This is a genomic window from uncultured Sphaerochaeta sp., from assembly GCF_963676625.2.
GTDB lineage: Bacteria > Spirochaetota > Spirochaetia > Sphaerochaetales > Sphaerochaetaceae > Sphaerochaeta.
The window spans coordinates 27,119-53,974 of sequence record NZ_CAXXYB010000004.1 but is presented as its reverse complement, the minus strand read 5'-3'; the positions used below and the strand labels follow the sequence as shown (position 1 = coordinate 53,974).

The 26,856-nt window shown below is 44.0% G+C and carries 27 protein-coding genes; 13 read left to right on the top strand and 14 right to left on the bottom strand.

What is annotated here, in order from left to right; translation table 11 throughout:
• Positions 1-34 precede the first annotated feature (34 nt).
• The 10 genes from cobT to ACHZBG_RS03390 all read left to right on the top strand — a co-directional run bounded on the left by cobT (position 35) and on the right by ACHZBG_RS03390 (position 8,800).
• Entirely contained in the window at positions 35-1,084 is a 1,050-nt protein-coding gene (gene cobT, locus ACHZBG_RS03435) for a nicotinate-nucleotide--dimethylbenzimidazole phosphoribosyltransferase (protein ID WP_320128045.1), read from the top strand.
• Positions 1,084-1,917, top strand: coding sequence for a cobamide remodeling phosphodiesterase CbiR (gene cbiR / locus ACHZBG_RS03430; protein ID WP_320128044.1), 834 nt, complete (start codon positions 1,084-1,086; stop codon positions 1,915-1,917). The genes cobT and cbiR overlap by 1 nt, the downstream gene beginning before the upstream one ends.
• Positions 1,904-2,509, top strand: coding sequence for a bifunctional adenosylcobinamide kinase/adenosylcobinamide-phosphate guanylyltransferase (gene cobU, locus ACHZBG_RS03425; protein ID WP_320128043.1), 606 nt, complete (start codon positions 1,904-1,906; stop codon positions 2,507-2,509). Before cbiR ends, cobU begins: the two co-directional genes overlap by 14 nt.
• Positions 2,506-3,264, top strand: a complete 759-nt coding sequence (locus tag ACHZBG_RS03420; protein WP_320128042.1) for an adenosylcobinamide-GDP ribazoletransferase — start codon at positions 2,506-2,508, stop codon at positions 3,262-3,264. The genes cobU and ACHZBG_RS03420 overlap by 4 nt, the downstream gene beginning before the upstream one ends.
• Before the next feature lie 64 nt (positions 3,265-3,328).
• On the top strand, positions 3,329-3,934 hold the full coding sequence (thrH, locus tag ACHZBG_RS03415; RefSeq protein ID WP_320128041.1) for a bifunctional phosphoserine phosphatase/homoserine phosphotransferase ThrH: 606 nt from the start codon (positions 3,329-3,331) through the stop codon (positions 3,932-3,934).
• The gene (locus tag ACHZBG_RS03410; RefSeq protein ID WP_320128040.1) at positions 3,931-4,149 is read left to right on the top strand and encodes a hypothetical protein; all 219 of its coding nucleotides are present in this window, start codon (positions 3,931-3,933) and stop codon (positions 4,147-4,149) included. The genes thrH and ACHZBG_RS03410 overlap by 4 nt, the downstream gene beginning before the upstream one ends.
• Positions 4,136-5,020 (top strand): S-adenosyl-l-methionine hydroxide adenosyltransferase family protein, encoded by an 885-nt coding sequence (locus tag ACHZBG_RS03405; protein ID WP_320128039.1) that lies wholly within the window; start codon positions 4,136-4,138, stop codon positions 5,018-5,020. The genes ACHZBG_RS03410 and ACHZBG_RS03405 overlap by 14 nt, the downstream gene beginning before the upstream one ends.
• Positions 5,021-5,059: 39 nt before the next feature.
• Positions 5,060-5,626: an ECF-type riboflavin transporter substrate-binding protein gene (locus tag ACHZBG_RS03400; RefSeq protein WP_320128038.1), complete on the top strand. Its 567-nt coding sequence runs from the start codon at positions 5,060-5,062 to the stop codon at positions 5,624-5,626.
• A gap of 42 nt (positions 5,627-5,668) precedes the next feature.
• The gene (locus tag ACHZBG_RS03395) at positions 5,669-8,308 is read left to right on the top strand and encodes a DUF3744 domain-containing protein (RefSeq protein WP_320128037.1); all 2,640 of its coding nucleotides are present in this window, start codon (positions 5,669-5,671) and stop codon (positions 8,306-8,308) included.
• Positions 8,309-8,440: 132 nt separating this feature from the next.
• Entirely contained in the window at positions 8,441-8,800 is a 360-nt protein-coding gene (locus tag ACHZBG_RS03390) for a TraR/DksA C4-type zinc finger protein (protein WP_320128036.1), read from the top strand.
• Between the two features lie 51 nt (positions 8,801-8,851).
• On the opposite strand, the gene ACHZBG_RS03385 is transcribed toward ACHZBG_RS03390, so the two are convergent.
• The 4 genes from ACHZBG_RS03385 to ACHZBG_RS03370 all read right to left on the bottom strand — a co-directional run bounded on the left by ACHZBG_RS03385 (position 8,852) and on the right by ACHZBG_RS03370 (position 11,727).
• Positions 8,852-10,000, bottom strand: a complete 1,149-nt coding sequence (locus ACHZBG_RS03385) for a type III PLP-dependent enzyme (protein WP_320128035.1) — start codon at positions 9,998-10,000, stop codon at positions 8,852-8,854.
• A gap of 79 nt (positions 10,001-10,079) precedes the next feature.
• Positions 10,080-10,727, bottom strand: coding sequence for an MBL fold metallo-hydrolase (locus ACHZBG_RS03380; protein ID WP_320128034.1), 648 nt, complete (start codon positions 10,725-10,727; stop codon positions 10,080-10,082).
• Positions 10,728-10,730: 3 nt separating this feature from the next.
• On the bottom strand, positions 10,731-11,315 hold the full coding sequence (locus ACHZBG_RS03375) for a DbpA RNA binding domain-containing protein (protein ID WP_320128033.1): 585 nt from the start codon (positions 11,313-11,315) through the stop codon (positions 10,731-10,733).
• Positions 11,316-11,499: 184 nt separating this feature from the next.
• Entirely contained in the window at positions 11,500-11,727 is a 228-nt protein-coding gene (locus ACHZBG_RS03370) for a hypothetical protein (RefSeq protein ID WP_320128032.1), read from the bottom strand.
• Between the two features lie 67 nt (positions 11,728-11,794).
• Between ACHZBG_RS03370 and ACHZBG_RS03365 the strand changes: the two genes are divergently transcribed.
• Both ACHZBG_RS03365 and mltG read left to right on the top strand, forming a co-directional pair.
• Entirely contained in the window at positions 11,795-12,922 is a 1,128-nt protein-coding gene (locus ACHZBG_RS03365; RefSeq protein ID WP_320128031.1) for a hypothetical protein, read from the top strand.
• The gene (gene mltG, locus ACHZBG_RS03360; protein ID WP_320128030.1) at positions 12,912-14,423 is read left to right on the top strand and encodes an endolytic transglycosylase MltG; all 1,512 of its coding nucleotides are present in this window, start codon (positions 12,912-12,914) and stop codon (positions 14,421-14,423) included. Before ACHZBG_RS03365 ends, mltG begins: the two co-directional genes overlap by 11 nt.
• Here the strand turns inward: mltG and ACHZBG_RS03355 are convergent.
• The 8 genes from ACHZBG_RS03355 to ACHZBG_RS03320 form a co-directional block, all read right to left on the bottom strand.
• Entirely contained in the window at positions 14,420-15,061 is a 642-nt protein-coding gene (locus tag ACHZBG_RS03355) for an SdpI family protein (protein ID WP_320128029.1), read from the bottom strand. The two genes, mltG and ACHZBG_RS03355, sit on opposite strands and share 4 nt — an antisense overlap.
• Entirely contained in the window at positions 15,045-15,332 is a 288-nt protein-coding gene (locus ACHZBG_RS03350) for an autorepressor SdpR family transcription factor (protein ID WP_320128028.1), read from the bottom strand. Before ACHZBG_RS03350 ends, ACHZBG_RS03355 begins: the two co-directional genes overlap by 17 nt.
• Positions 15,333-15,448: 116 nt before the next feature.
• Positions 15,449-15,913: a low molecular weight protein-tyrosine-phosphatase gene (locus ACHZBG_RS03345; protein WP_320128027.1), complete on the bottom strand. Its 465-nt coding sequence runs from the start codon at positions 15,911-15,913 to the stop codon at positions 15,449-15,451.
• Between the two features lie 176 nt (positions 15,914-16,089).
• The gene (locus ACHZBG_RS03340; protein WP_320128026.1) at positions 16,090-17,046 is read right to left on the bottom strand and encodes an MBL fold metallo-hydrolase; all 957 of its coding nucleotides are present in this window, start codon (positions 17,044-17,046) and stop codon (positions 16,090-16,092) included.
• Positions 17,043-18,689, bottom strand: coding sequence for an iron ABC transporter permease (locus tag ACHZBG_RS03335; RefSeq protein WP_320128025.1), 1,647 nt, complete (start codon positions 18,687-18,689; stop codon positions 17,043-17,045). Before ACHZBG_RS03335 ends, ACHZBG_RS03340 begins: the two co-directional genes overlap by 4 nt.
• Complete coding sequence (locus ACHZBG_RS03330) at positions 18,686-19,693, bottom strand: extracellular solute-binding protein (protein WP_320128024.1); 1,008 nt, start codon at positions 19,691-19,693, stop codon at positions 18,686-18,688. Before ACHZBG_RS03330 ends, ACHZBG_RS03335 begins: the two co-directional genes overlap by 4 nt.
• The gene (locus ACHZBG_RS03325; protein ID WP_320128023.1) at positions 19,690-20,661 is read right to left on the bottom strand and encodes an ABC transporter ATP-binding protein; all 972 of its coding nucleotides are present in this window, start codon (positions 20,659-20,661) and stop codon (positions 19,690-19,692) included. The genes ACHZBG_RS03330 and ACHZBG_RS03325 overlap by 4 nt, the downstream gene beginning before the upstream one ends.
• A gap of 116 nt (positions 20,662-20,777) precedes the next feature.
• A complete protein-coding gene (locus ACHZBG_RS03320; protein WP_320128022.1) occupies positions 20,778-22,526 on the bottom strand; it encodes an HD domain-containing phosphohydrolase in 1,749 nt (582 codons plus the stop codon).
• Positions 22,527-23,316: 790 nt separating this feature from the next.
• On the opposite strand from ACHZBG_RS03320, the gene ACHZBG_RS03315 reads away from it, so the two are divergent.
• On the top strand, positions 23,317-25,524 hold the full coding sequence (locus tag ACHZBG_RS03315; protein WP_320128021.1) for a GNVR domain-containing protein: 2,208 nt from the start codon (positions 23,317-23,319) through the stop codon (positions 25,522-25,524).
• A 102-nt stretch (positions 25,525-25,626) separates the two neighbouring features.
• Here the strand turns inward: ACHZBG_RS03315 and ACHZBG_RS03310 are convergent, their stop codons facing one another.
• On the bottom strand, positions 25,627-26,349 hold the full coding sequence (locus tag ACHZBG_RS03310; protein WP_320128020.1) for a permease: 723 nt from the start codon (positions 26,347-26,349) through the stop codon (positions 25,627-25,629).
• Entirely contained in the window at positions 26,346-26,828 is a 483-nt protein-coding gene (locus tag ACHZBG_RS03305; protein ID WP_320128019.1) for a permease, read from the bottom strand. Before ACHZBG_RS03305 ends, ACHZBG_RS03310 begins: the two co-directional genes overlap by 4 nt.
• Positions 26,829-26,856: the final 28 nt, after the last annotated feature.

The window sequence follows — 26,856 nt, the reverse complement described above, 5'->3', positions numbered from 1 at the left end:
GTCATACCAGCCTAATAATCCCTACAATGTCGATATGTCTGTAGAACCAATCGATATGTCCCGAAAAAAAAACCTTGAACAGGCCTTGCTTGCCAAGGCAATGCCTCCCCATAGTCTAGGAATACTCGAGGACTTGGCGTTGCATCTTGCCCTGATTTCTCCTCAACCCCTAAAAAGCTTGGCTCTGCTTCTTTTTGCCGGGGACCATGGTATTTATGAGGCCTCTATCACCCATAGTCCCCAGGAAATAACCTGGCAACAATGCGTGAATTTTGCCAAGGGAGGAGGGGCTTGTTCACTCTTTGCCCGTACCAATGGAGTAGCCTTGTCTGTTGTCGATGTCGGGGTAAAACATGTTTTTGCACCTGAAGATCAAGTACTCAATCATAAGGTGGCGATGGGAACAAAAAACTTTTTGCAGGAACCTGCCATGAGCAGGGTTCAATGCCAACAGGCAATGCAGGAAGGCCGGCTTCTGGTGCGAAAAAGAAAACAGGAAGGATTCGATGCAATCGCCTTTGGAGAAATGGGGGTAGGCAATACTACCAGTGCCTCTGCCCTTGGTTCTGCCTTGACTGGCTATAAACCTGCCTTGATTACCGGCAGGGGTTCGGGTCTGGGGGATGAGGACTTGCGTCATAAATTGGAAGTTGTGGAAAAAGCCGTTGCTTTGTATCCCTCAAGCGATCCCTTGGAACTGCTCAGATCCCTCGGGGGCTTTGAATTGGCAGCCATTGCCGGGGGAATCCTGGAAGCTTGTGAACTGGGATTGCCTGTCTTGCTTGATGGTTTTATTGTTACTGCTTCCGCCTTGGTTTCCTGTGCCGTGGATCCCGGATGCAAGGAGTATCTCATTCCTTGCCATTGTTCGGGAATGCAAGGGCACGACTTGCTCTTGCACTATCTTGGATTGAATCAACCTCTCTTGCAATTGCATATGCAACTAGGAGAAGGTACAGGTTCCTTGGCCGCCTGGCCTTTGGTCAAGCTTGCCAGCAAGATTCTTTTTGAAATGACTTCCTTTCAACAAGGCGGGGTTACCGACAGTACTGCGATCTTGGGCTCCTTGGGATTGGTGAAGTGATGGAAATTCAAAAATCCTCGCTTCGAATAGGAACAACCAGCTATATCCTTGCCGATGACATCCTTCCCAATGTAAGGTACCTGGCTCCATTGGTCGATGACATCGAATTGGTTCTTTTTGAAAGCCAGGGTGAGGATAATTTTCCTTCTAGACAGGTAATCTCTGAGTTGAAAACCCTTGCTTCTGATTTCGACTTGACGTATACCATTCATTTTCCCCTGGATGTTTTTCCTGGCTCGATGCTCAAATCCGTTCGGAAGAAGACCTTGGAGACCTATCTGCAGGTAATCGACCTTACAACGGATCTTGATCCCTTTGGATACATCCTTCACCTTACCCCTGACCAATGGGCTACGTTGCCCTCGACAAATATTCCTCTCTGGCAGGAATGCCTGGATGAAAGTCTGGGTCTTCTTCTTGCCCGTTCAGGTCTCGAGCCTACGATGTTCTGTGCGGAGACCCTCAGTTATCCCTTCTCGTATGTCCTTCCTCTGGTAGAAAAATATGATCTGGCGGTTACCTTGGATATCGGGCATATATGGTTGATGGACTATGATGATACCCAAGCCTGCTCTTCTTTGTTGCCAAAAACCAGGGTGTGTCATTTGCATGGGGTAGCTGAAGGAAAAGACCACCAGAGTCTTGAAGTAGGAAAACCAAGGGACATTGGTTTTTTCCTTGATTCCTTGAGGGCCCAGGATGCAGATGGGAAAAAGAGGGTACTGACTTTGGAAGTGTTCAATGAACATGACTTTTCTTCTTCCCTTGCCCTCTTGGCAAAGGATCATGGTATCATGGGAAAAATGGGAGGATTGAGCAATGTCCGGAATTGATTTTGAACAACAGGGTGTGAAATGCAAAGCTAAGGAATTGGGAAAAGAAGGTTCCAGGCAGGTTTCCTTGATTATTGGGGGAGGTCGTAGCGGGAAGAGTTCCTATGCGCAGGATTATGCTCTCAGATCCTGTAAGGGTACAATTTCCCGTGCATATATTGCCACTGCAGAAGCCATAGACGAGGAAATGCGTTCTCGCATTGCCGCTCATCAAGCCGATCGTGCAGATCGTTTCATCACCGTCGAGGAACCGTTGGAAATAGCACGGGCCATTGCCAGCCTTCCTGCTTCGGTAAACGTTGTCGTAGTGGATTGCTTGACTGTCTGGATGGGAAATCTCTTGTTTCATAAAGGTCTTTCCCAAGATCGATTTCCGCAGATGGATGAATTGGTTGCGCTGCTGAAGGATCCTCCCTTCGATATCCTGTTGGTAACCAATGAAACAGGATTGGGTATCATCCCCTCTGATGCCGAGAGCAGGAAATTCCGGGATCTTGCAGGATGGATGAATCAGGATATTGCCAGAGTGGCCAAGAATGTCATATTGCTGGTTGCCGGAATCCCAGTAGCGATAAAAGGTACCTTGTTATGATTTTTTCCGGACTGGTCAGTGCCCTGCGCACCTTGACGCGTTTTTCCGTTCCCGGAAAAGATTGCAAGAACCAGAACTCCCTATTGTTTTGGTTTCCTCTAGTCGGGGCCATACTTGGATTGTTTTCCTTTGCGATTGCGCTGATTCCTTTTCCCCCAATGGTCTGTGCCTCCTTGATAGTTGCCCTGCAGGCGTACCTTACCAGAGGGTTTCACCTTGATGGTCTTTGTGATATGGCTGATGGTTTTGGCGGAGGCTGGGACAAGGAACGGACACTCTCCATAATGAAGGATTCCCATGTTGGGTCCTTTGCCGTCATTGCACTGGTTTGTACCTTGTTGGTACAAGTTTTTTCCATTGGTGCAATATTGCCTTTCTATCCGATTCTTTTCTTTGCCCCAATGCTTGGTCGGTTCATGCAAGTAATTGCCTGTGCAACTTGTTCCTATGCAAGAGAAGAGGGAGGTACTGCCCAAGCCTTGGTGCAAACCAGTAAAAAAAGAGATGCGGTGGCACCCGCATTGCAAATTCTGCTTGTCCTGTCCCTTCTGGGAATTCTTGACAGCCCTTCGTTTTATCCGGCTGTCGGTTCCTTGGTTCTCTCTTGCTTGATGTTCCTTGTCTTACGTCACCTAAGCCTGAAGCGTCTTGGGGGAATAACAGGGGATGTGCTGGGAGCCATCGAAGTACTTTGTGAGACTTCTGCCTATCTGGGAGCTTCCGTGCCTCTTGCAATTCTAGTGTTAGTTGGGTGATAATTCCCACCAAGGAAGGGGGGTAGCCCAGTTCCTTGGTGAATATTGCTTGGGGAGATTGTAAATGGATATTGTTTGCCTTGACTTGGAAGGGGTATTAATCCCTGAAATATGGATAAATTTTGCCGAAAAGACGGGAATCGAACAACTGAGGCTTACCACCAGGGAAGTCCCTGACTATGATAAGCTTATGACCAGCCGGCTTGAGATCCTCAGGCAGCATAACCTGAAACTTTCGGATATTCAGGATGTCATTTCCACGATGAAACCCTTGGATGGAGCTTTTGAATTTCTGGAGGAACTGCGCTCGATGACGCAAGTTGTCATACTCAGCGACACCTTCTCCGAATTTGCACAACCCTTGATGAAACAGTTGCGCTGGCCCATGCTTTGGTGCAATGACCTGACAGTAGGGGAGAATGGCATGATCGAAGGGTACCGGATGCGGTTGCATGACGGGAAACGACAAGCCATCGAAGCCTTGCGGAAATTGAATTTCCGAACCTTTGCTGCCGGGGATTCCTACAATGACCTTACCATGATCCATACAGCCGATGGTGGTTGTCTGTTCAGGGCTCCCCAGAAAATTCTGGAAAAGGAACCTACGTTGAAGCTTGCGACTACCTATGATGAATTTTTGCAGATTATCAGGGAATTCTTGCAATCATGACAAAAAAGGAACTCCTTTCGCTTATCATCTGTCTTTTTATTCTCCTGGTATCCTTGCTTGTAGGATATTCCCTGCTGGCATTGGTATATAAAGGTAGCTTTCTGGTAATTGGAATCGTAGGGCTCATTGTATTGGTGGTAGTTGGTCTCTTGGTGCACCAAGCCATCAACCTGATACAGCTATTTCAAAAGGAAGCAGAGGATGGATCGAAATAACAGAGAGGCTTTATTGGCAGGAAAAGAATGGGAAAAACGTCAGACCGTGGTTTTTCTCAGTGATTTCGGAATGGCCGATGGAGCTGTAAGCGCAATGCATGGAGTTGCGAATCGGGTTTCGAATAGTTTGCTCTTGGATGATTTAACGCATGAAATACCTCAGTTCAACATCTGGGAGGCCTCCTATCGTTTGATGCAGGCCATGACTTATTGGGCCCAGGGTACCGTATTTGTGTGTGTCGTGGACCCCGGGGTTGGCAGTGATCGAAAGAGTATAGTTGCACTTACCAAATCAGGACACTTGGTTGTTACTCCCGACAACGGAACTCTGACTCATATTGCACAGCAGGTTGGAATCGTGGAAGTTCGGGAAATAAGTGAAGTTTTCAATCGATTGGAAGGAAGTCAGAAGAGTTATACTTTCTTTGGACGGGATGTCTATGCCTATACCGGCGCCCGGCTTGCCTCCGGTGCTCTTGCCTTCGAGGATGTAGGGCCTGTCCTCGGTTCCTTGGTCAAACTCAAGATCGAAAAGGGTCGTCTGGAAAATGAGCATACGCTCATCGGGGCAATTGATATCCTGGATACCCGTTATGGTTCCCTATGGACGAATATCAGCGGGGATTTCATCGAGCGGATGAATCTTACCTATGGTCAGTTGATCAATGTAACCATTGCCAAGGATGGTCGAACCGTGTTTGGTTACCCTATCAAACTTTGCAGAAGCTTCACCGAGGTAAGCCAGGGAGAACCCCTTATCTATGTAAACAGTCTCTTGAATCTGGCCATAGCCCTCAACCAAGGAAGTTTTTCATCAACCTATGGAATTGGTACAGGTGAAGGCTGGATAATCTCATTAACCGTGATATGATTTGCTAAAATGTAATCAAATTTTCGGAGGTGGAAGATTATGGAACAGTCCAAAGGCATGAAACCCGTAAAATCGGTTGTCATTATCGCCATCGGCGCAGCATTGTATGGTCTTGGCGGTTTGATCAGCATCCCTGTATTTGCGAATACCACGATTAAACCTGCAATGGCCATTCTTGCCTTGTTTGCTGGTATGTACGGTCCTATCGTTGGTTTTTTGGTAGGATTTCTGGGACATTGGATTACTGATATGTTTGCTGGTTGGGGCGTTTGGCCTACCTGGATGCTGGGAAGCGGCATTGTCGGTATCGTCATTGGTTTGTTTCCCTTAATGACCAAGCATGCCCTTGATTCCGGAATATTTTCAGGCAAACAGGTGGGATTCTTTATTCTGCTGGCTTTTATTGGTAATTTTGTTGGTTATTCAATCAGTGCGATCTTGGATTTCTTGCTTTTTGCCGAGCCTCTCGACAAAGTGGTAACCCAGCAACTGATCATTGCCTTCTCCAATACGATTGTAATTGGAATTCTTGGAACTCTCTTGATGTTCCTGGTGGCAAAAAGAAACAAGGACAATAGTGACCTGAGTCTTGACGAATCAAAATAGAGGAGTATTCAACCTGCAGGGAAATTTCCTGCAGGTATAATAATGCAAGAAACCGTCATAGCCTTCAAGGATTTTTCCTTTACGTATAAAGCTCAGCAGAAGCCTACGATAAAGCATCTTGACCTGGAAATCAGAAAAGGCGAGAAAGTGTTGATTGTCGGTCCCTCTGGCAGTGGAAAAAGTACCTTGGGCAACTGTATCAATGCACTCATTCCCAACGCCTATCCCGGAAAGATGGAGGGCTCGGTCATTGTCGCCTCCCTGGATATAGAAAATTCCGATATCTATGAGGTGAACAAAAGAGTCGGAACAGTACTGCAAGATACAGATGGTCAATTTGTTGGTCTTTCTGTTGCAGAGGATATTGCTTTTTCCTTGGAAAATCAGTGCAGGCCTCAACAAGAGATGATTCCCTTGGTTGAGCAAATGGCCAACGTAGTGGGAATGAAGGCGTTGCTTTCCAAAAGCCCCCAGGAAATTTCGGGAGGACAGAAACAACGGGTCTCCTTGGCAGGAGTCCTGGTTGATGATGTCGATATCCTATTGTTTGACGAGCCTTTGGCCAATTTGGACCCTGCCACCGGGAAACTGGCAATTTCCTTGATAGATGAATTACATGTCAAGACGGGAAAAACAATCATTATCATTGAGCATAGGCTTGAGGATGTCCTTTCTTGTCCTGTGGATCGCATTCTTTTGATTGAAGATGGAGCCTTGGTCGCTGATAAGCGACCTGAGGAACTGCTCAAGGGTTCCTTGTTGTCCGAAAATGGTATCAGGGATCCTTTATACTTGGCGGCCATGCGACATAGTGGGTGTGATCTGTCCCTGGCCAAGAATATCGCCTCCGTGGACTCCATTGGTCTCGAGCCTTTCAAGGACCAGATACTCAAATGGTATCATCTGTCCCCAGAGATAAAAGCTGATATCCAGGGGCCGGAATTGATGCGACTGGAAGATGTCAGTTTCTCCTATGATGGATTGGTTCCTGTCCTACAGCATATTACGTTCTCTCTCAAGCAAGGGGAGATGGTCAGCATCCTTGGAAAAAATGGAGCAGGAAAATCAACCCTTGCCCAGATTTTGACCGGGATCAACAGTGCCGACCAAGGGAAGATTTTCTTTGAGAATCGATGCATCGATACCGATACTGTGACTGAACGTTCACCTTTTATCGGGTATGTCATGCAAAACCCCAATCATATGATCAGTCATTCGATGATTTTTGATGAGGTTGCCTTTGCCTTGAGACAAAAGGGCTATGAAGAGGAAGAGATTCAAGAAAGGGTGATGGATGTCCTGGAACTTTGCAATTTACAGCAATATCATGCCTGGCCGATCGCGGCCCTGAGTTATGGACAGAAAAAGCGAGTTACTATTGCCTCCATTCTGGTAATGAATCCAAAAATCCTTATTTTGGATGAACCTACCGCAGGGCAGGATTATCTGCGCTACACCGCCTTGATGGAATTTTTATGTACCCTGAATAAACAGACGGGACTGACCATCCTGTTCATTACCCACGATATGCATCTTGCCTTGGAATATACAAGTCGTTCCTTGGTGCTTTGTGATGGACACCTGCTTGCCGATGAGAAGGTGAGTGAGGTTTTTTCTGATCGCGAGCTCTTGCAAAAGGCAAATCTCACTGTTACCAGTTTGTATACCCTTGCCCAGCGGTGTTGCATAGAAGATGTATCTTCCTTCATCGATTGTTTTATTCGCAGTGAACAGAAAAACAGACCACAAGGAAAAATCCTGCGAATCTTGCGTACGTTGCCGGACCCTTCGGTCCCAAAGAAAAAGAAAATAAAGGCGAAGAAACCGCTGAAAGAAGCAAAATCCGGGAAAAAGTTTGGATTTGGCTTGCACTATGAACCTACTGACTCTTGGATACACAGACTTAACGGGGTGACTAAATTGCTATTTTTCATGGGCTGGGTCGTGTTATGCCTGACTACGTTTGATATACGTATTTTACTTCCTTCCGTTATCCTGGCCCAGATAGGACTTGCCACTTGCAAGGTTCCGATGAGGAAATTCCGGCCGTTCATTTTTGCCATATGCTATGTTATTTTGATAAATGCCCTGTTTATTTTTCTATTTTCCCCTGATCAAGGAAGAATCTACCTGGGGACCAGAACCATTATCCTGGGACCTGTTACGGCAAGGTATGCCTTGAGCCTTGAGACCCTTTTTTACTTGTTGGTGGTATGCTTGAAATACTTTGCAATATTTCCTGTCGCGTTGCTGTTTGTAACCTGCACTCATCCCTCTCATTTTTCTTCTTCCCTCAATAGAATTGGGGTCAGGTATCGTACCGCCTATGCAGTTGGGCTTGCCATGCGGTATCTTCCCGAGGTGACTGCCAGCTATGTCCATATACTTCATGCCCAGATGGCTCGTGGCGTGGATATATCGAAAAATGTTTCCTTGAGAAAACGAATCGGTTCCGTAAGCAAGATATTAGCTCCCTTGGTTCTTTCAAGTCTCGATAGAATTGATGTTGTCACCAATGCCATGGTACTGCGCGGTTTTGGGAAAAATAAGAAAAGAACGTGGTTTCTCTCTACTTCCTTGAAACCTGCAGACCTCCTTGTCCTGGTTGTTTTTTCCCTGTGGCTGGCTTTCAGTTTGTACGAAAGATTCGTAAAAGGCATCATGTTTTGGTATCCAACATAGAAAAGTACAGCGAAAATCAGGTAAATATACGAAAATCGTTACAAGGTGCTTGACTCTCAGTGTGGTTATCTACATCTTTATTGCATAAAAAATCCAAGGGACGATAATTCGTACCCTCGAGGAGGCAATATTGTGGCCGATACTTTCTCACATGAAATGGAGCAGTGTCTGATTTCCATGCGAAAGGAATTACTTGATAAGCTGACCGAGGATAATGTTGATTTCCGGGATATGGTGAATTCCATGGGTATCAAGGATAGCATTGATGTTGCTGCCGACGATATCGCGTTCAAAAAAATGGAAGCCATAAACAAGCATGAGGCTTCTAGGCTCAGAGCTATAGAAAATGCCTTGGCCAGAATACATAATGGCAGGTATGGAGTTTGTTTGAAATGCGGGAAGAAGATTCCTGAGGAACGGTTGAGGGCTATACCGTATTCTGTTTTATGCTTTGATTGCAAGAATTCAGAGGAACTGCCTGGGCACCGATAAAATAAGGGCCATTCAGTTGGCCCTTATCTATATGGCTATCACATTCTCCCATCAGGGGATGCAGATGGTGTTGATAGGAGGGAACCCATTGAAAGCTACCGAGGCGTAGCTTGAAGTGTAAGCCCCCGTTGCATGGATATAAAGTCTATCACCTTGTACAAGATTGCCGGGAAGATCGACCTTATCGTTTTCATACATGACATCCATGCTGTCACATGTAGGTCCTGCAAGTATTGTCTTATCTACTGTTCCCGTCTTTTCCGAGGTTATTCGATATTTTATGGATTCATCGAGGGTTTCGATCAGGCCATTGAACAAGCCTGCGTCTATATAGACCCAGCGGAAAGCACTCGTATTTGTCTTTTTTGAAACGAGGATGACTTCGCTGATCAAGGTACCACTGTCTGCTACCAAGGACCTTCCTGGCTCGATGATAATTGTACGTGGATAATTTTTCCCGAACTCTTCATGCAGAAATTTGTTTATTTTCAAGGCATATTCTTGCATCGGAGGATTTGGATATTTATAGGTTGCGGGAAAACCTCCCCCCATGTTTATCATCTCGATATCGATATGCTCAGATTCCCTGAGTCTTTTTGTCAGGGAAGCGCACCGGTAAAGTGCATGTTGCCATTGTTCGATGTCCCGTTGTTGGCTTCCCACATGAAAGGATATTCCATAGGGTTGCAGTCCTAGTTTTTTAGCCAAGACAAGCAAGTCATACGCCATCTCGGGGTTGCAGCCGAATTTACGTGATAGAGGCCAGTCTGCCGTCGAACACTCGTCAGGGAGGATCCTCATGTAGATTTTGCTCTTTGGTGCATGGATTGCCAGGTTCCGTATATCCTGTTCACTGTCCGAGGCATATAACCTGACGCCTTTTTCATAAAAATAAGCAATGTCCTTTGCTTTCTTTATCGTATTGCCGTAGCTCAGACGATTACTATCGATACCTAAGGCCAGAACCTGGTCCAGCTCAAAGCGTGAAGCAATATCGAAATTCGATCCTTGTTCATCCAATACAGATAGGACTTCCCGTGATGGATTTGCCTTTACTGCATAATAAATCGTGGCTTGGGGAAAATCATTTGCAAGCTCTTGGTATTTATTTTTGACAATGGAAAGATCCATGACGAGAACAGGGGTTTCCAGGGGCCGGGAAAATGCAAGTATTTTTTCAAAACCAGTGTTCTCATCCATAGCGGTGCCTCACTTTCTGCTTATAACGCCGCACTATACGGATAAATTCCAGAGGTGTCAATAAAGTGTTCTTTTAATTTTATAAATAGGGATTGTCCAACTCCGATCCGATGGTTGTCATCGGACCGTGTCCTGGAAGGACCTGGACTTCAGGAGGCAGGGTAAGTAGCTTGTGACAGCTTTCAATAATTTGGGAATAGGATCCTCCGACAAGGTCAGTGCGGCCGATGCTTCCGGCAAATAAAGTGTCTCCGGAAAAGAGAAACTGACCTTCTTCATGATAGAGACAAACTCCTCCAGGCGTATGCCCGGGTGTCTTGAGAACTCTCAGGTGTGAGTCCTGGAGAAATTGTCCGTCGGAGAGAAATCCCGTAGCGGGAGGGAGTTGTTCCAGTTCATTCTTGTACTGTTGGAGAAATGTCATGTCAAAACAGGTGTCGCAGAACCGCTTGAAGGCTTCCTTGCCAAGGAACACGGAATCCTCTTCGGAAACGAGGACTTCCAAAAGAGGCCATTCCTTCTTAAGGGCAGCCAGCGCAGTGATGTGATCCCAATGAGAATGTGTAAGCAAGGTTGCCACAGGTGTGACATCATGGGCTTTGAGACGGGCAATGATGGTTTCCCCTTCATTACCTGGATCGATTATCCAGGCACTTGAGGTTTCTTCATTGCCCATGATATAGCAATTTGTCTGATAGGGCCCCACAACGACACATTCTACGAACATTACTTACTCCTTGTTGGAATAACTGACAGCAGCGGTTCGACCCTTGATGTCCATACCGTTCAGTTTTGCGATGGCTTTTTCACAGTTTTCTTCACTCATTGAGATGAATGAATACTTGTCGTGGATACGAATGCTAAAGATATCTTCCCTGGTTATCTCCAGTTCGGTCTGCAAGAGCAGGGAGAGTTCTTTTGCATACAATCGTTTCATTTTGCCAATGTTCAGATAGAGCGTACGTGCTCCTTCTGGAAGCACCCGTTCCTCAGTTTCCTTGGCCTGTACAGGTGTTGATTCCTTGGCCCTTGCAGCCGGAGCTTGGGGTTTCGGGGCCTTCTTTGGTTGAGGTGCCCGAGTTTCACGCTTTGGTGCAAGAGTCCGTCCCTTTGGTGTATTGGCGCCAATCATTTCACGAACCAGGTAAGCCATGAAATAACTGCGAAGGGTAAAGGGAACATTCTTCTTGATGAGCTTTTTCAACTTCTCCAGTTCGTCGGGATGCGGATCGGCCTTCGTTTTTCCAGCGAGCACCTGAATTTTTCCTACGAGAATCTCTTCTTCGCTAGGGGTGCTCTTGTTGTCATTTTCCATGAACAGGTCTCCTTGATAATCGATTTCCCGCTCTGCACATGCCAGATGATTAGGTGCGGGCTTTTGTGTTTCCTTTCTAGCCAGACGGAATGTCTTGGATGCATTCCCGGCCGCGGGAACCCATACCTACAGACGACGTCGCGCCGGCCTTATTGCCCGTAGCAAGGAATAAAACCTTGGGCAATCAAGTGGATACCGCCTGAAAGTCGCCAAGTAACGGGCAAGCCTTCATTCGGTCACACCTTGCATGGATAGGGAGATGTTCTGGCAATACACAAAAAAACCCTTCCAAGGCTATCCAGGGAATGTCGTTTACTTGGTCCTGAACCAAAGCTCTCCCCTCCCTGGGCAGTTTGGCTTCAGAATACCCAACAGGTAATGTCTTTGTCAAGGAATGGCGTTTTTTCACCATGATTCATACTCGATTACAGTACTTTCTTGCTTTACCTGTACCCATGTTTCTGTAATACTGTCGAAGTATGGGAAATCTACAGGCTGACATCCTTGGAAAACAAAAAGAGATTGAGGGACATCATAACGATTTGCTTGCCTTCTATTCCGATTTAGGGAAAACGGTTGCAGCAATTGAGATGGTGACTCCCCTTGGCTTTTGCGACCAGGAATATAAAGCGTTCCTGGAAGTGGAGGCTCGGCATATTGAGGCTAGGCAGGCATATGAACGCCTTAAGCTCTATGTTACCCAACTAGAGGATAGATCGAGAAAAATCAAGCAAATCGAAGCTGATATCAAAGCTTTGCAAATTCCCCAAAAAAAGCTTTTTGCCCGTCTTGGAGCCATTGCCTATGAGGCGTATGGTGCCCAGACCCTTGCCGACCATCTTCTGGAGGTCTGTACGCCTTTCTTTGAGACTCATTGCCAGAGAACCAAGAATCTGGAAAAGGCCTATGCCAAGACCCAGCAACAAGCCAAAAGTTCCTTGATTCTCGTGCGGGGTAGGGCAAGGATCTCTGCCCAGGTACTTGCAAAGCTACTTGAAGTCCAACGCAGAAAAGTATTGCCTCAGTTTGCCAAGGCGGGGGCAGCCTTGATAGCCATCGGTTGTGAGGGGGATGTTCCCGGCTTGGGTACCGAAAATCTCAAGAGTGAGCTTAAGAACTTTTTGAGACGCCAGGAGGAACTTGCAGAAGAGTTGGCAATTCATAAAAATGCCGTGGCAAAGATGAAAGACCAGGAAGTCGATAGTCCCCATAGGCAACTTGAGCAAAGCAAATCCCAATTTGCCTTGCAAGGAAAGGAACTTGATAAAATGGCGGCCCTGTTTGGCAAGGCTCTCTATGAAACCCTTCCTGTCGATATTTCCAGCAAAGCCATCGGAAAAGTGGCTATTTCCCTGATAGACCAGATATCCCTTCATCTCAGAAGAATCGATCAACTTGAACATGATATTCTCCAATTGCAGAATATGATAAAAATAGAAGAACTTCAGGCTCAAATAGAATTGGATAATCAAAAGGTAGAATTGCTTAATGCCCAGATAGAGACTTCTAGTCGGCAGATTAGCCAAGTAGAGCTTTCCATCGAAAACAAGCGGCAGAAAATTGCATTGTTGATGCCAAAGAAGGTTTTGGATTACCATGGCGAGTAAAAAAGATGATGAACAATTAGTTTTGGATCTTGGTCTTCCGTTGAAGGAAAAGCATCCCCCAGTAAAAAAGAAAGCTCTTCCCAATAGTGGGAAAATAATCCTGGATTCGGGAAGTGTCAGCAAAATCGGAAATGCGACTCCACGCAAGAAGCCTCAGGTAAGTTCGCGGAAAATGACTGTTTCCATTCCAGGTGGTCCGGAAAAATCTGAGGTAAAAGCACCTAAAACTCTTCAGGAACCTTCAGCGGAAAAGACCTCCAGGCAATCAAAATCCCAGTCGTCTGAGAAAATGGCGAATAAGGTCAATAAATCAAATGGTACCGTAAACAAAAAGGACCATGTTACCAAGAAACAAACGGTAGTCCGTACCGCAGAGAGGATCGATAGCCCCTTGGTGCAAAGCAGAAAACCAAAGGAGCTGAAATCGGTTGCCCGAAAAACCGTACAACCTCCGAAAATCGGAAAGCGAAAGGGGTATCGTCAGTTTTTGAGTTCGCGGTTGATCTTATTCTCTTTTTTTCTTGCCGCCATTCTCTGCATCGCGGTATTGCTCTTGACTTTCATTATCTGGAAACAGAAGCCGTACCAATCCCTTCCTCTACGTAAGGAGGCAGTCAGTAGTGCGGTTCAGCAAAGAAAATCCATAGCTGTCCAAATCTTGCCAGGAATGACGGCCAGACAGGTTTGCCAGTTGTTGGAGCAGTCCGACGTTACTTCCAATGGGCAGGAATTGCTTGATTTCCTGGTTTCCCAGAACCTTTCCTCTGTATTGAGAAGTGGTTCTTATCTGTTGCAGGAGAATATGGACAACCAGACAATAGCGACCCAACTTACTGCAAGTAACCTGATGGTTTCCGTCGTTATTCCTCCTGCCTTTACCCTTGCCTCGATTGACGAGTACCTGGAGAACCGGGGATATTGTTCCTCAGGGGATTTCTTGCAAGCTGCAGAAGACTTGAAGGTAGCCTACGGACTCTCCTTTTCAGAAGGATGGTTGCTTTCGGGAACCTACTCAATTCAGCAAGATAGCGTCGCTACTGGTCTTGTTGTCTCGATGTATGAGGCTATGCTGAAAACTCTTAATCCTCTTTTGGATTCCCCGATGGTATCAAGATATGGAGTTGATGCAATACTGATAGTTGCTTCCATGATTCAATCAGAGACCCAGAATGAACAGGAAATGCCCTTGATAGCTTCGGTTATCTATAATCGGCTTGATTCAGGACAACCTCTTGGAATTGATGCGACTACCCGATATGAGCTGGGGGATTGGAACAATCCGATACCTACCTCAGCCTTGGAAACCCAGACTCCCTACAACACAAGGCGGAAGGTCGGTTTGATTCCTTCCGGTATTTGTTGCCCTTCTGCTGAAGCCCTCAAGGCCGCTTGTTATCCAAAGAAGACTGATTATTTCTATTATCTGCATGGGAAGGACAAGCTACTCCATCTGGCCAAAACCTATGAGGAACACAAACAGAATATTGAGAAGTATCGTTAATCCAATTTTCCTGACTTGAACAAGGCAAAGGAATATATGGTAGGTATTCCGATCATGCAAGCAAGTACGATACCACCGATAACTTCGACCATGAAATTTGCAATACCGGATACCAAGATGATGATTCCACCTATTGTCCAAATCCAGCCTGCCAGGCGATGGGTTCGATTCCAGTTTTCTTCATTGGAAAGTGTCCAGGGAAGTTTGATGCCTATCGTATAGTTTTGTTTACATTTTGGCAGGTAGTTGCCAATGATGATGAATAGAAGGGATAAAAAGATAGGTACGAAGGTCTGGACAGAAATCTTGTAGCCGAGAGAAATGAATAAGATCATGGGAACAATGAGGACGCTCATAAAGGGGAATAGCCATTTGGAAAGCGAACGCAAAGGTTGTCCGTTGTTTTTCTTTGGGTCATTGTCCAGGGTAATCTGAAAAAAGAGGTTGCCGATTGCAAGAATAAGGGGAAGGATAAAGCCTGCAAAAGCCTTGCTGGCAAACCCATTGGGCGTTCCGTCCAAGGTAAAATGGATGGCTATTTGCTCAGGCAATCTTGCATAGAGGAAGGCAGTCAAAAGCATAGGGAGCAGGCACATCGCCGTTGTTACAAGCAAGGTCCAGTTATTCTTGCGTTTCATGGTCAGGTTTCTCCTTGAACTGAGCGCACCAAATCATGATTTCTTCAAAGACCGAGGCGTTCAATTCATAATAAATGAAGTTTTTGTATTTTGTTTCATGTATCAGCGAGGCTTTTTTCAGCTGCGAGAGGTGATAGGAGACCGTCGGTGTTGACAGGTTTTCCAGTTTTGCAGAAATATCTCCTGCTGAAAGTCTCCCTGTCTTGAGCATAAGAAGAATTTCTCTTCTGGCAGGATCTGCAATTGCCTTGATTGTTTCGGGAAATCCCATACAGCCTCTATTTTGATATAATTCTAAATAGATAATATAACCTAGGCTTCTCTCCGTCAAGGTTTTCCGAGAAGGCGATAGAAGTTACTATTTTCTGAAGCAGATGCCTGCAACGATTATTTCTGCCCTGTTTTGGTAAGGTGTGAGAGCAGGGCCAGACAACCTTTTTGGACATCTTCGTACGTTGCCTCAAAGTCATCCGTATACCAAGGGTCCGCAATGTTTTGCGGAGAAGAAGTGAAATCCAATAATCGATGGATTTTTCCTTGGGGGTCTGCTCCTAGGATACGTTGCATATTGTTCAGGTTGTTGGTATCCATTCCAAGAAGCAAGTCATAGGTGGTGTAATCTTCCTTGCATATTTGGATTGCCCGGTGTTCTGTGAAGGGAATTCCCTTTTCCCGTAGTGTTGCTTTTGTTCCCTGATGCATGGTGTTTCCTATTTCCTCTCTGCTGGTTGCTGCAGAGGCAAGAAGATAGGTATTGGCAAGTCCTTGTCGGTTGACCAGATCTTTCATTACAAACTCTGCCATGGGGCTTCTGCAGATGTTTCCATGGCATACGAACAGTATTTTGAACATGGTTTTTACTATAACAAAGTATGATTGAAGAAGACAAGGGTGAAGCTTTTGTAGTTTGTTCCCTGCCTATGGGTAGTTTTCACTCTATTCTGTCTACAAAAAAAGCTATCGGAGTTCCCCAAAAGCAATCCTTTGTTATTTCCTTGTAGTTGTTGATCAAGTTGTTCCTGGAAATCCTAGGGCAGGACAGGTAGGCTGTCGCCTGGTCTTGGGAGAAGGAACCGGGGTGGAATAGTTCTTCCAAAAGCGGATCGTTCCCCATGGAATATGATGATTTGCCTGAACATATTGCGGGCGGCAAGCAGTTTCACCTCTTCAAAATTCATGTGAACCGGATAATATACCAGCTTGGCCTGGTGCTTTTTGATCATTCCATACGCACGGGTTCCTTTTTCAAGGGTACCTGTAAATATGATTCGTGATCCAAGAAGTTCCTTGGGAAGGGGTTTCCTTAATTGAGGATCCTGGAAAAAAGCTACGGAGGGTTCGTCCTTGAACAATATCTTCAGGTCGTTGCCACGACCAAATTGCGGTACTGGAAATAAGGTGCTATAACCCTTTTGGGCGTTTTTTTCGACTAAAGCTCTAAGCTTTGCAGTGCTGGTCTCCAATTTGATGGATTTCTTGCCATAAGCACAGTCCAGGATGGCAAGGTCTGCCTCTTGTAGCCGTAATGCATCGCAAGTATAGGCGAGGGAGGTTTCACAGTAGTCCCCACTGTACAAGAGGATGAGTCCTTCCAAGGTAAATCGAAACCAGAGAGACCCTTCACAATGCCCGCTTCTTCCCCATTCGACAAAAAAATCTGGGCCAAGGGAAAGGCTTCCTGGCAAGGAAGGCAGGAACATTCCGTAGCCTACGAAAGAAATCTGGTCTCGTGTGCTGGCACTCATGACTGCACAGCCGGTAAATCCATGCTCCAATAACCAAGGCAGGGCTCCTGCATGATCGGCATGGGAATGGGAGATGAAGGCATGGGAAAGTTTGGCTATCTGTTGATCCTCAAGCAAAGGGTAGTCTGTCGTGGCTCCCTTTTTGATGCCGCAGTCAAGCAAGAAAGATTGATGGTCCGTTTCTACCAGAAAGCAAGTCCGTCCGTGTTCCGAAACTCCCCCGGCGCAAAAGATTTTCATTTTTGCTGTCCCTTCCTGGTTATTCGTTCAAGTATGAGCAGTATGGAAGTGGTGCACAATACACAGATGACAGCCATGCACATGCCCAGCGAAACGCTTCCCTGATCGAATTCCCGTAGGATATACGTCGAGACTGTGGAACGTCCGACGGGAACTAGCAAGGAAGAGGCTACCAATTCCCGAAAACAGATGATGAACGTCATTATCCAACCGGTAAGACTGCCTCTGGCAACAAGGGGTAGGACAATTCGTTTCATCACATAGAACGGAGAGGCTCCGAATACCCGTCCGGCTTGCAAGAGGTGATCATTCATCTGGGTGAGACATCCATTTACATACTGGATTGTATAGGGGAGAAACATGATTACATAGGCCAGGATCAGTATGCCCAACGTGTTGTACAGTGGAATCCATCTAGAAAGTATATTCCAGAATATCATGAGGCCGATGACCAGCACTATATTGGGAATCATTTCAGGAAAGAGTCCCAAAGTGTTGATACCTTTGGAAATGATTCCTTTTTCCTTGTAGGTGGAAATGGCTATGATTGTACCCAATAGAGAGGCAATGGTAGCAGAGGCAAAGGAAAGTCCCAGACTGGTCCTTAAGGCCTGTACGGCTTCTCTGTTATCCAGAAAAAGTTCTCTGTAATGATCCAAGGTGAAGTTTCCTGCCTGAAGACCATACCCCCGTAGTTTGATGAGGCTGGTCGTGAGGATGGAGAAATAGGGAATGCCTATGGAAACAAGTAGGATTAAGAGAATATACATCCAACCGACCAGGGTCCCAATTTTGCCCAAGGATCGTAGTTTTATTTGGGATCCTTTGGTACCGATCGTTGCATAGGAGGTTCTTTTTGTGACGGTGTCCTGTATGAGCCATAGCATGAGGCAAATTCCCACTAAGAGGGAGGAAAGTGAAGCTGCACTGGCAAAGTCAACGGGTACATAGGTTGCTTTTCGATGGATTTGGGTCGTGAAGAACTTCATGCCTATCCGTAATCCCAATGTTGCCGGGGTACCATATTCCGAAAGGGTTTTGACGAATACCAACAGAGCTCCCAAGGCATATCCGCTTGCAAGCAACGGAAGCACTATTTTTCTTGTCCGGTAGGTTTTACCGGCTCCCAGCATTGATCCTGCTTCTTCAAGATTTGAGGGTATCCTGACCATTGCATTGCGAATGAAGTTCAACATAAAAGGAAAGACATGCAGGCTCATTACCAATACGATTCCCCCAAAGGAAAAAAAGACTGGTTCAAGGATGCTGGCCTTCGGAATCAGTTGCTCCAGCAATCCTCGTCTCTGCATGAATAAGATCCATCCCATGGAGGCTATATAGGGAGGAGTCATGAAGGGAATCAACAAGACAATGGATAACCAGGAATGTAATCCAAAGTTTGTTTTCGCCAGTAAATAGGCCAAAGGATATGCGAGGATCGTCGATGTGATGACAACGTAAAGTCCCAGTTTCAAGGAATTTAAGATAGTTTCGATATTTTCGCTCTTCAATATGATACCCAGAGGCCTTGCCAAGTCGAGTTTTCCATCAGATAGTATGGATCGGGCAAATATCGTGATTACAGGAAAGGCCACCATTAGTGCAAGAAGCACCAATAGTGGCAAGGAAAGGGCCTTTTTCATTTAGCTTCCATTATTTTTGAGTATTGATCCAAGACTGAGGAAGAGTTGGCCAACATCCAGTCCCAATCATAGTCGACTGTCTTGATATCTGACACATTCGCACGGTTGGTTGCCTTGATATCGGTTCTTCCAGGCAACAGGTAGGCATCACAAATCATCTGTTGGGCTTCATCTGAGAGCAAATAGTCCATAAAAGCCTTGGCGTTGTCCAGATTCTTGGAAGTTTTCATGATAAAGGCAGGACGTGGATTGATGACAGTCCCCCCTTCTGGATAATAGAGTCCAAGAGGTTCTCCCTTTGCGATTGCTGCATAGCCGTTGTAATCGACTGCTGCAAGAAGAATACCCTTGGAACCAGTCATAACAGCTTCGAGGGCCGCTGAATTTGCACCGGGGATCATAAGTCCATTTGCTTTCCAGGAAGAAAGGGTTTGCCAACCTTCATCGCCATATACGTTTACCAGTCCGGTGATGAAATCTTTGCAGGAACCCGAAGAAAGCGGGTCTGGCATACAGATGGCATCTTTGTATTGAGCCTTGCCGAAATCCTTCCAATCAGCAGAGAGCGTCGGGTAGATGGTGGTATTGTAGATTACCCCTATGGCTGAGGCACTGTATCCATAGAGTTTATGCTCTGGGTCGACCCAATTTTTTTGCATTTTGGCTACATCTTTTGCATCGTAGGATAATGCCTGGTCAACCAATTTCATTCCGTCCGGCCAGGATGCAAGGATAACGACATCTGCAACTGGGTTTGCTTTTTCTGCTTCCAGTCTTGCATTGATTTTCCCGGTAGTTCCCTGAAACATCTCTACTTTTACCCCTGTCTTGGTTTCAAAACCGGAGGCAATCTTGTTAGCCAGGGTATTGGGGCTGGGGCAATAGACGACGACGCTCCCTGATAATCCCGTTTGGTTCTTTGACTGTTCAATTGTTCCTTGGGCAAAAGCCGACAAGGCCCCCATCACGACCAGCAACATAATCAGTGTCATGCGTTTCTTCATGCATTTTTCTCCTTCAAGGCAATAATTTGGCGTTCATCGAAATATACTGTGAGTTTTTCTCCCGCTTTAAAAGGTTTGGAAGTCATGACAAGCCAAGGTTTCCCTTGGTGTTCTGTCTGGACCCTGTAACAGTTTCCTTGATAGGTGCAGGCAAGGACTGGAAGGGCCAATGAGGTCTTTGCAATAGGGGTATCCCTCAGTAATAATTCTTCTGGGCGAATCAGGTGTTCTTTGTCGAACCAGTTCACTGGGCCAAGGAATTTTGCTACAAAGCCTGAACAAGGATAGCGATAGACCTCTTGTGGGGTGCCTCGCATCTCTACTTGTCCATCTTTCATGACTACGATGGTATCGCTTATGCTCATGGCCTCTCTTTGGTCATGGGTTACAAAGATGGCCGTTAGGTTTCGTTCAGTAATCAACGTCCGTAATTCTTGTTGCATTTGTTCCCGAAGCAAGGTGTCCAGGGCTGATAAGGGTTCATCAAACAATATGCAGGAAGGCGTAACGGCAATAGCCCGTGCAAAGGCAACGCGTTGTTGTTGTCCTCCTGAGAGTTCATGTGGGTAGCGTTGTCCATATTGCTGTAAACCAACTGCCTGCAAGGCTTGGTTGACCTTCTTTGATAAATTTCTGGTATCTTTATGAGCCCGAAGGCCAAAGGCAACGTTCTCGAATACTGTCATATGGGGCCAGAGGGCAAAGTCCTGGAAGACAAATCCTAGGTTTCGTTGTTCCGAAGGTACATTGATTTGTCTTGAGGAAGAGAAGACGCATTGTTCGTCGAAATAAATTTCACCGGCATCAGGAACTTCCAAGCCTGCAATACATCGGAGCAGGGTGGTCTTTCCGCAACCGGAATGCCCCAGCAGGGTGGTTAACTTGCCACTATCAAACTCCAGATCCAGAGAGTCAAGGACTATGGTGGATCCGAATCGTTTGGATATGTTCTGTATACGAATAATCATTATGTAATGAGGTATATAGTAAAAATTCAAGGGAGATGTAAGCAAAGTATGAGAAAACCATTAATCGAACGTTAGGTTTGTAGGGAACAAGGAATGGAAAACGCAAATTCAGAAAGCTAACTCATAATCGAGGCAACTTCCAATTTGAGGACCTGTTCGATGAAGGTAAGTACAAGAGAGTAGTCAAATTGGCTATTCGAACTTTTCAGGAGTTCATTTGCGGCGTCTTCTCTGGTAAATGCTTGCATCCTGTAGGGCCTTTTACTTGTCATTTCATCGAAAGCATCTGCAATTGCGAGGATTCTTGATTCAACAGGAATTTTGTCGCCGGATAAGCCCAGTGGATAACCCTTGCCATCAAACCTTTCATGATGATACAGGATGTAATCTGCTATCTGTGCATATTTGTTTACTGAACTCAAAATTACATATCCTGTCTCGCAATGATGCCGTAACTTTATCACTTCATTGCTGGTCAATGGTCTCGGAGCTTCCAGAATAGATTTGTCAATGTTGATTTTTCCGATATCGTGCAATCTACCGGCTTCGAACATTTGTTCCCTGTGTGTTTTGGAAAAATGTAGTTCTTTTGCCATTTCTTCGCACAATTGGGCAACATTACGGCTATGGGATTCTTCCCAGCTCGTTGTCGTATATACCGTTTGTATTGTCTGCTCGATAATTTTTGCCTTGATTACTGGACTGTATTGCAGTTTGAAACGGTACATGTCCTCTTCTGCCTTGATGAACAAATCTTCTAACGCCCAGTCGGTATCATCATCCGAAAAAGAGAATCCATAGGAAGTGGAATAAGGGATTTTTCCTTCATTCATTTTCGAAAAGGTCGATATGATTTCGTCTACGGTTCCACGAACTTGATTACTGGAGTTGTCATAGAAAATCATGAGGAATTCATCGCCACCAAGACGTATTGCATGTGTCAAATCGTCTTGGCATTTCGATTTAAGTGTTGATGCAAAGGAAGATATCAATTTATCACCTTCTAGGTGACCGAAGGCATCATTGATAAGCTTCAGCCCATTGATATCAAACATTGCCAGACTGACTTGCCTTTGTGTCTGCTTTTTTACAAGCTTGGCAAAATTCTGTTCAAAATATCGTCGGTTATATAATCCTGTAAGTTGATCTCTCAACGAATTATCATAAGCCTGTTGGAATTTCTTTTTATAGGACTTGAGGTATCCTTCGTCCAGGATAAGTGTCCATAATACCCCATAGGCTATGAATTTGAATAAATCACCAAAAATGAAAAGATTATCCATCGAATTTTTGCTTAAGGCATAAGAGAGAGAAGAGAACAGGATAAGGATTGGAGTGAATGCAATGAAGGACTTTGGTTGATCCTTAAGATGCCTGAATATATTTTTTACCGTAAATAAGGCAGGTAGAGTGATTGCAGCAACAGCATATTGCGATAAAGAAAAGAAAAGGGTTGTTCCTGCTTCCTCTGTGTAGCAGTCTGGGAAGATTCCCGCTAGAATACTTACAAATACGAGTATATAAAAGCCGATTACTGCGAGCCACATCCTTTTGGTGGATATATGAGTGTGTTGGATGATAGGTATTGAACAAAGAAGAAGGACTCTGAGGATATTTGCGGCTACCATTAATTGCAAGGATCTGTTCTGGAAGCCTGCTTGTCCATTACTTGCTTCAATAAAGGCAAGTGTATGCATTGCTTCCATAAGGGCAATGCCGCAAAAGTAAATACTGATAGTATGTATTGTTCTATTCTGGAAATACTCAGGGGTTTTGGTTCCCATGTCGTACATCGATACACTTACAAAAATGATGGCAAACTCAATGAGGGCATGATAGACAGTGAATGAATGGAGGAACCCCAATACTAATAAAAATAGCAATAAGAGGATTGTTGAAATAAATCGGAATGGGGATTTTTTTATTATGTCCAATCCTGTGCTCCCTTATACCCAATGACGACTATCATTTGTTTTGCTCATAGTTTGCTTCTTTTTACCTACGAAAACAACAATAAAATAGGTTAATTTCAAAAGATTCCAGTTGTTCTCCTTGCTTTATAGTCTATTCTTGGCTGACAGGGAATATTTAAACCTTGTCTTTGTTCTTGAATGACAGATAATCCTTTTTTCAGAATGGTCCCGGAATAATCAGGGAAGTAGGTGCCTTCTGGTGGTGTTTTCGTAGGGCAATGTCGCATGTACCTGAAGCTTGCAGACTTTTGATGCTCAGCTTCTCCATATTAGGTGATGTTTGCAGTTTTATAAACAATCTATTTATATATATTTATATGAATTACTTGCTTCTTTGTAATTAATTATGTTACTATGTATAAAGTATGGGCGAAGTATCTCTTATGCCATAAAAATGTCGATTCCAGGCATTTTTTCAAGTCATCAAATGTGAGTTTAAAGAATATACCTCCTTACCTTGGTTTCCAGAGAAATCGGAAAGCGGGCAAGCTCAACTGGATTGCAAGTTGGTAAGGTTGTTTTGACGCAGTTTGATGAAAACTTTTGAAACGATAGAGGAAATAGACAACGAGAGAAAATATTGAGTGAGGACAGGTAAAACATGCAAACTACGGATTTTGAAGAAGGAATTAGTCTTCAGGAATTATTTCAAAGTGTCTTTAACAGGTTGTATATAGTTATATTGTTTTTGATTTTGTCTGTTGCCTCCTCTCTTGTGTATCTACATTTTGCCGTCAAGGAATATGAGACTACCATTACCATGATTGTCGAGCCGATTACCAAGACTTCAACGGTTGATAAGATTCTTTCCAACAATTTTTTTAATTCCGATAATGATATTGCCACTGAAATTCATTTGATTACCAATATCACCGACTTGGAAGCGGCCGCCAATAGGCTGGATCTTTCAACCTATCTGAATAGCAAGGGAATTCCGTATTCTGAACCTTCAGCTCTTGGGGGACTAAAGGATAAAACGGCAATCAATAATTTTAAAGATACAAATATCGTTGAACTGACAATAACGGATGAGAATCCAAAATTTGCGGCAGATTTCGCAAATGCAATAGCTCTAAATTTCAATGAAATGCTTTCTACCTATGGAAAGGATTCCAAGATAGCGCAAATCACATTCTTGCAAGAACAGATACCGGCTACTGAACAGCAATTGGATGATGCCAATGATAAACTGTTTGATTATAAGGCAAATACCGGAATTGATTTTCTTTCAAACAACACAGCCTCTTTAGTGAATCACATTTCCTACCTGCAAATGAGGAAAAAACCTTTGCAGCTTCAGATTGTCAAGAGTAAAGCCCTTTTGGAAGGGTTCCAGGCTGTATATGATAATAGATTGCCTTCTTTCGAAGTGTACAAAAATGATAAGGGTATTCAAGAAATCTTGAAAATCTACGGAATGGCTTTTAATGAATTGATTCAATATGATGTTGTTTCAAACAAGGATTATAGCAATGCAACAACTCTTTCTGCTGATAACAACAGTGTAAACAAGCGAATAATCAAATTAAATTCTCAAATGGCTGAATCCAAGAAACAGCTTATGAAAAGAGTAAGAACGATTGTCAAGAAAACCGGAATAATCCAGTTTAATGAGAATTATGAAGCTTATTATCGTAATATAGATAACTATTGTTTTACTATAATTGAGAAAATCTGCAATGAAGTGGATGTTGTCTATATTACGAAAACGATCGAAACTTTTGAACAGGATTTCAACCAATTGCCGATTTTGGAAAAAGATCTTTCCAAGTTGCAAAGTGATGTCGATTCCCTTGTAGCCATCAGACAAGAGTTGAATTCTCTTTTGGAGCAAATAACGCTTTCCGCCACTGCCCAGAACAATAATGTAAAGCTTGTAACTGCTGCCGAAATTCCTATCTATCCAATAAGCCCCAACTCCCTTCTTATATTGGCTGTAAGTATACTGCTTGGAGGAGCCTTAGGTGTCTTGCTATGTCTCTTTCTTCAGATGAAAGACGATAGGATTCACTCACTTGACGATATCAAAAAAATAGCGAGTCCTGATATACCTTTGCTTGGATGGACTCCACTTATTGATATGAAAAAGGGTTCAGATAAAAACAAATACCTGCATGCCCATTATAAAAATCCTGAAAGCTATATTTCAGAACGCTATAAAGCAATTGTTTCAAATTTACTATATGGGAAAAACAGCGACAAGAAAGTATTCTTGGTAACAAGCAGCAATATCAATGAAGGGAAAAGCAATCTTACTTGTAATATAGCTCTTTATTTAACCTCTTTGGGGTATAGGGTATTGATAATCGATGGCGATTTGAAAAATCATTCCATTGGAGAATTCTTTAGTCTGAAACATGACTTGACGGGATATGTTGAGCAAATCCAAAAAGGGAAGGCATTGGATACTATAAGAATAACCCCGATAAAGGAATTGGAGAATCTCAATGTCTTGGTCCCTGGAAGAACGGCTGTCATTCCTTCTGTGTTTTATTCCCAGACAAACTATATGGCACAATTTGATTCATTGAAGAATAGTTATGATTATGTCTTTATCGATGCACCCCCACTTGAATATGCTTCTGGTCTCATGGGGTTGCTTAAGAAAGTTGATGGAGTAATACTTTGTGTAAGATTGAGTATTTGTTCAAGAGCCAATTTAACCAACCTGATTGAGCAAGTGAAAGAAAAAACGGACAAGATTGCCGGTGTAATTGCTACGGGCTGCGCTCTTGCAATGATTGAATCCTACACAAATACGTATAATTACTCCCATCATAATTATTTTCATAACGAGAAACCAGGCAAGGGCAATAAAGATTTCACTTATGTAAAATCTGAGAGAAAAGCGATTAAAATTTTCAAAAACGATATAAAGAAAAAACATTAGCCTTGTGATTAAATAGTAGTTCCAGATAAATATATTGGTTACTTGTGGTCTTACAGACTGACAGAAAAATAAACTATCAACCTGTTTTATTATTATTACGATCTAGTTTACATCCTCACCATACTCTATTGCTTTTACGGGACAGGAGGTTATGGTATGCAAAAGTTGTTTCCTATCAATTTTACCATCATGAGACTTGATAAAAACCTTCTTGTTATACATTCCGAAAAGGTCTGGATAATTCTTGGTGCATAGAGTACAGCCCATACAAGCACCTGTATTTACCGAAAGTCCCTTTTGCACTTCCTCTGTTTGAGGTAAGTCTGCATTCTTGACAATTCTTGCAGTAATCCAAGAAAAAATGATGATTGCCATTGTTGTCAAAATCCAACGAATAACCATAAATTTCATTCCCAAGAACTTTACTTCATTCAATAACATGGGAATCTTGATTACTGCCCAGGAACTTAAAATAATAACCAAGTTTCTGATAGAAGCCCCTTTCTTATGGAGCATGACACACATGGGAAATGCGGCATATATAGGTCCTGCCGATACACTGCCAAGTGCGAATGAAAGCACGACACCCTTTGCCTTGGATTCCTTGCCTAGATATTTCATGATTTTTTCTTTGGGAACCCACATATCCAAGAGTGCCGTAAGAACAAATATTACAGGCATTATCATGAGCATTTCCCTAATGTAATAGATACTGTTCTTTATGGAAGTGATGCCCATATCCGGTCGTGCAATAAACATTGCTATATATGCAATTACTATAGTTATAACAAATAAATTCTCTTTTATTTTTTTAATGAATTTCATATGATCATCCCCATAATCAATGCAATGGCAATTGCAAATACAAAACTCAAGCCATTCCTTACGGCCGTGAATTTTAATCCAAATTCACGTTTTTCAAGTGGAAAAGTAACAATGCCAACCATTGTCAAGGTAGTCAAGAATGCAACGGCAGGGACAACACTGATACCGGCTTCAACCAACGTACCTACCAGTGGGAATGCGATGAACGCGGGGATGAGGGTTATGGTACCGAAAGCGGCAGACGCAATAGTTGCTATAACTAATGATTGATTCCCAACAAAGTCAGCAATGTTTTCCGGTGGCAGGATAGTCAATATCAAACCGATAAGGAATATAATTGACAAAATACTTCCTAACATTCCCTTTCCCATACCAAAGGCCATTTTAAGTGCTTGCCTGGTTTTTCCCGTATCCTTTACAAAAGAAACAATGAGGAATATAGCAGTACCTATCCACATTGTCAGTGTAAAAACATCCATGTAAATTCTCCTTCATGTATTTATTGAC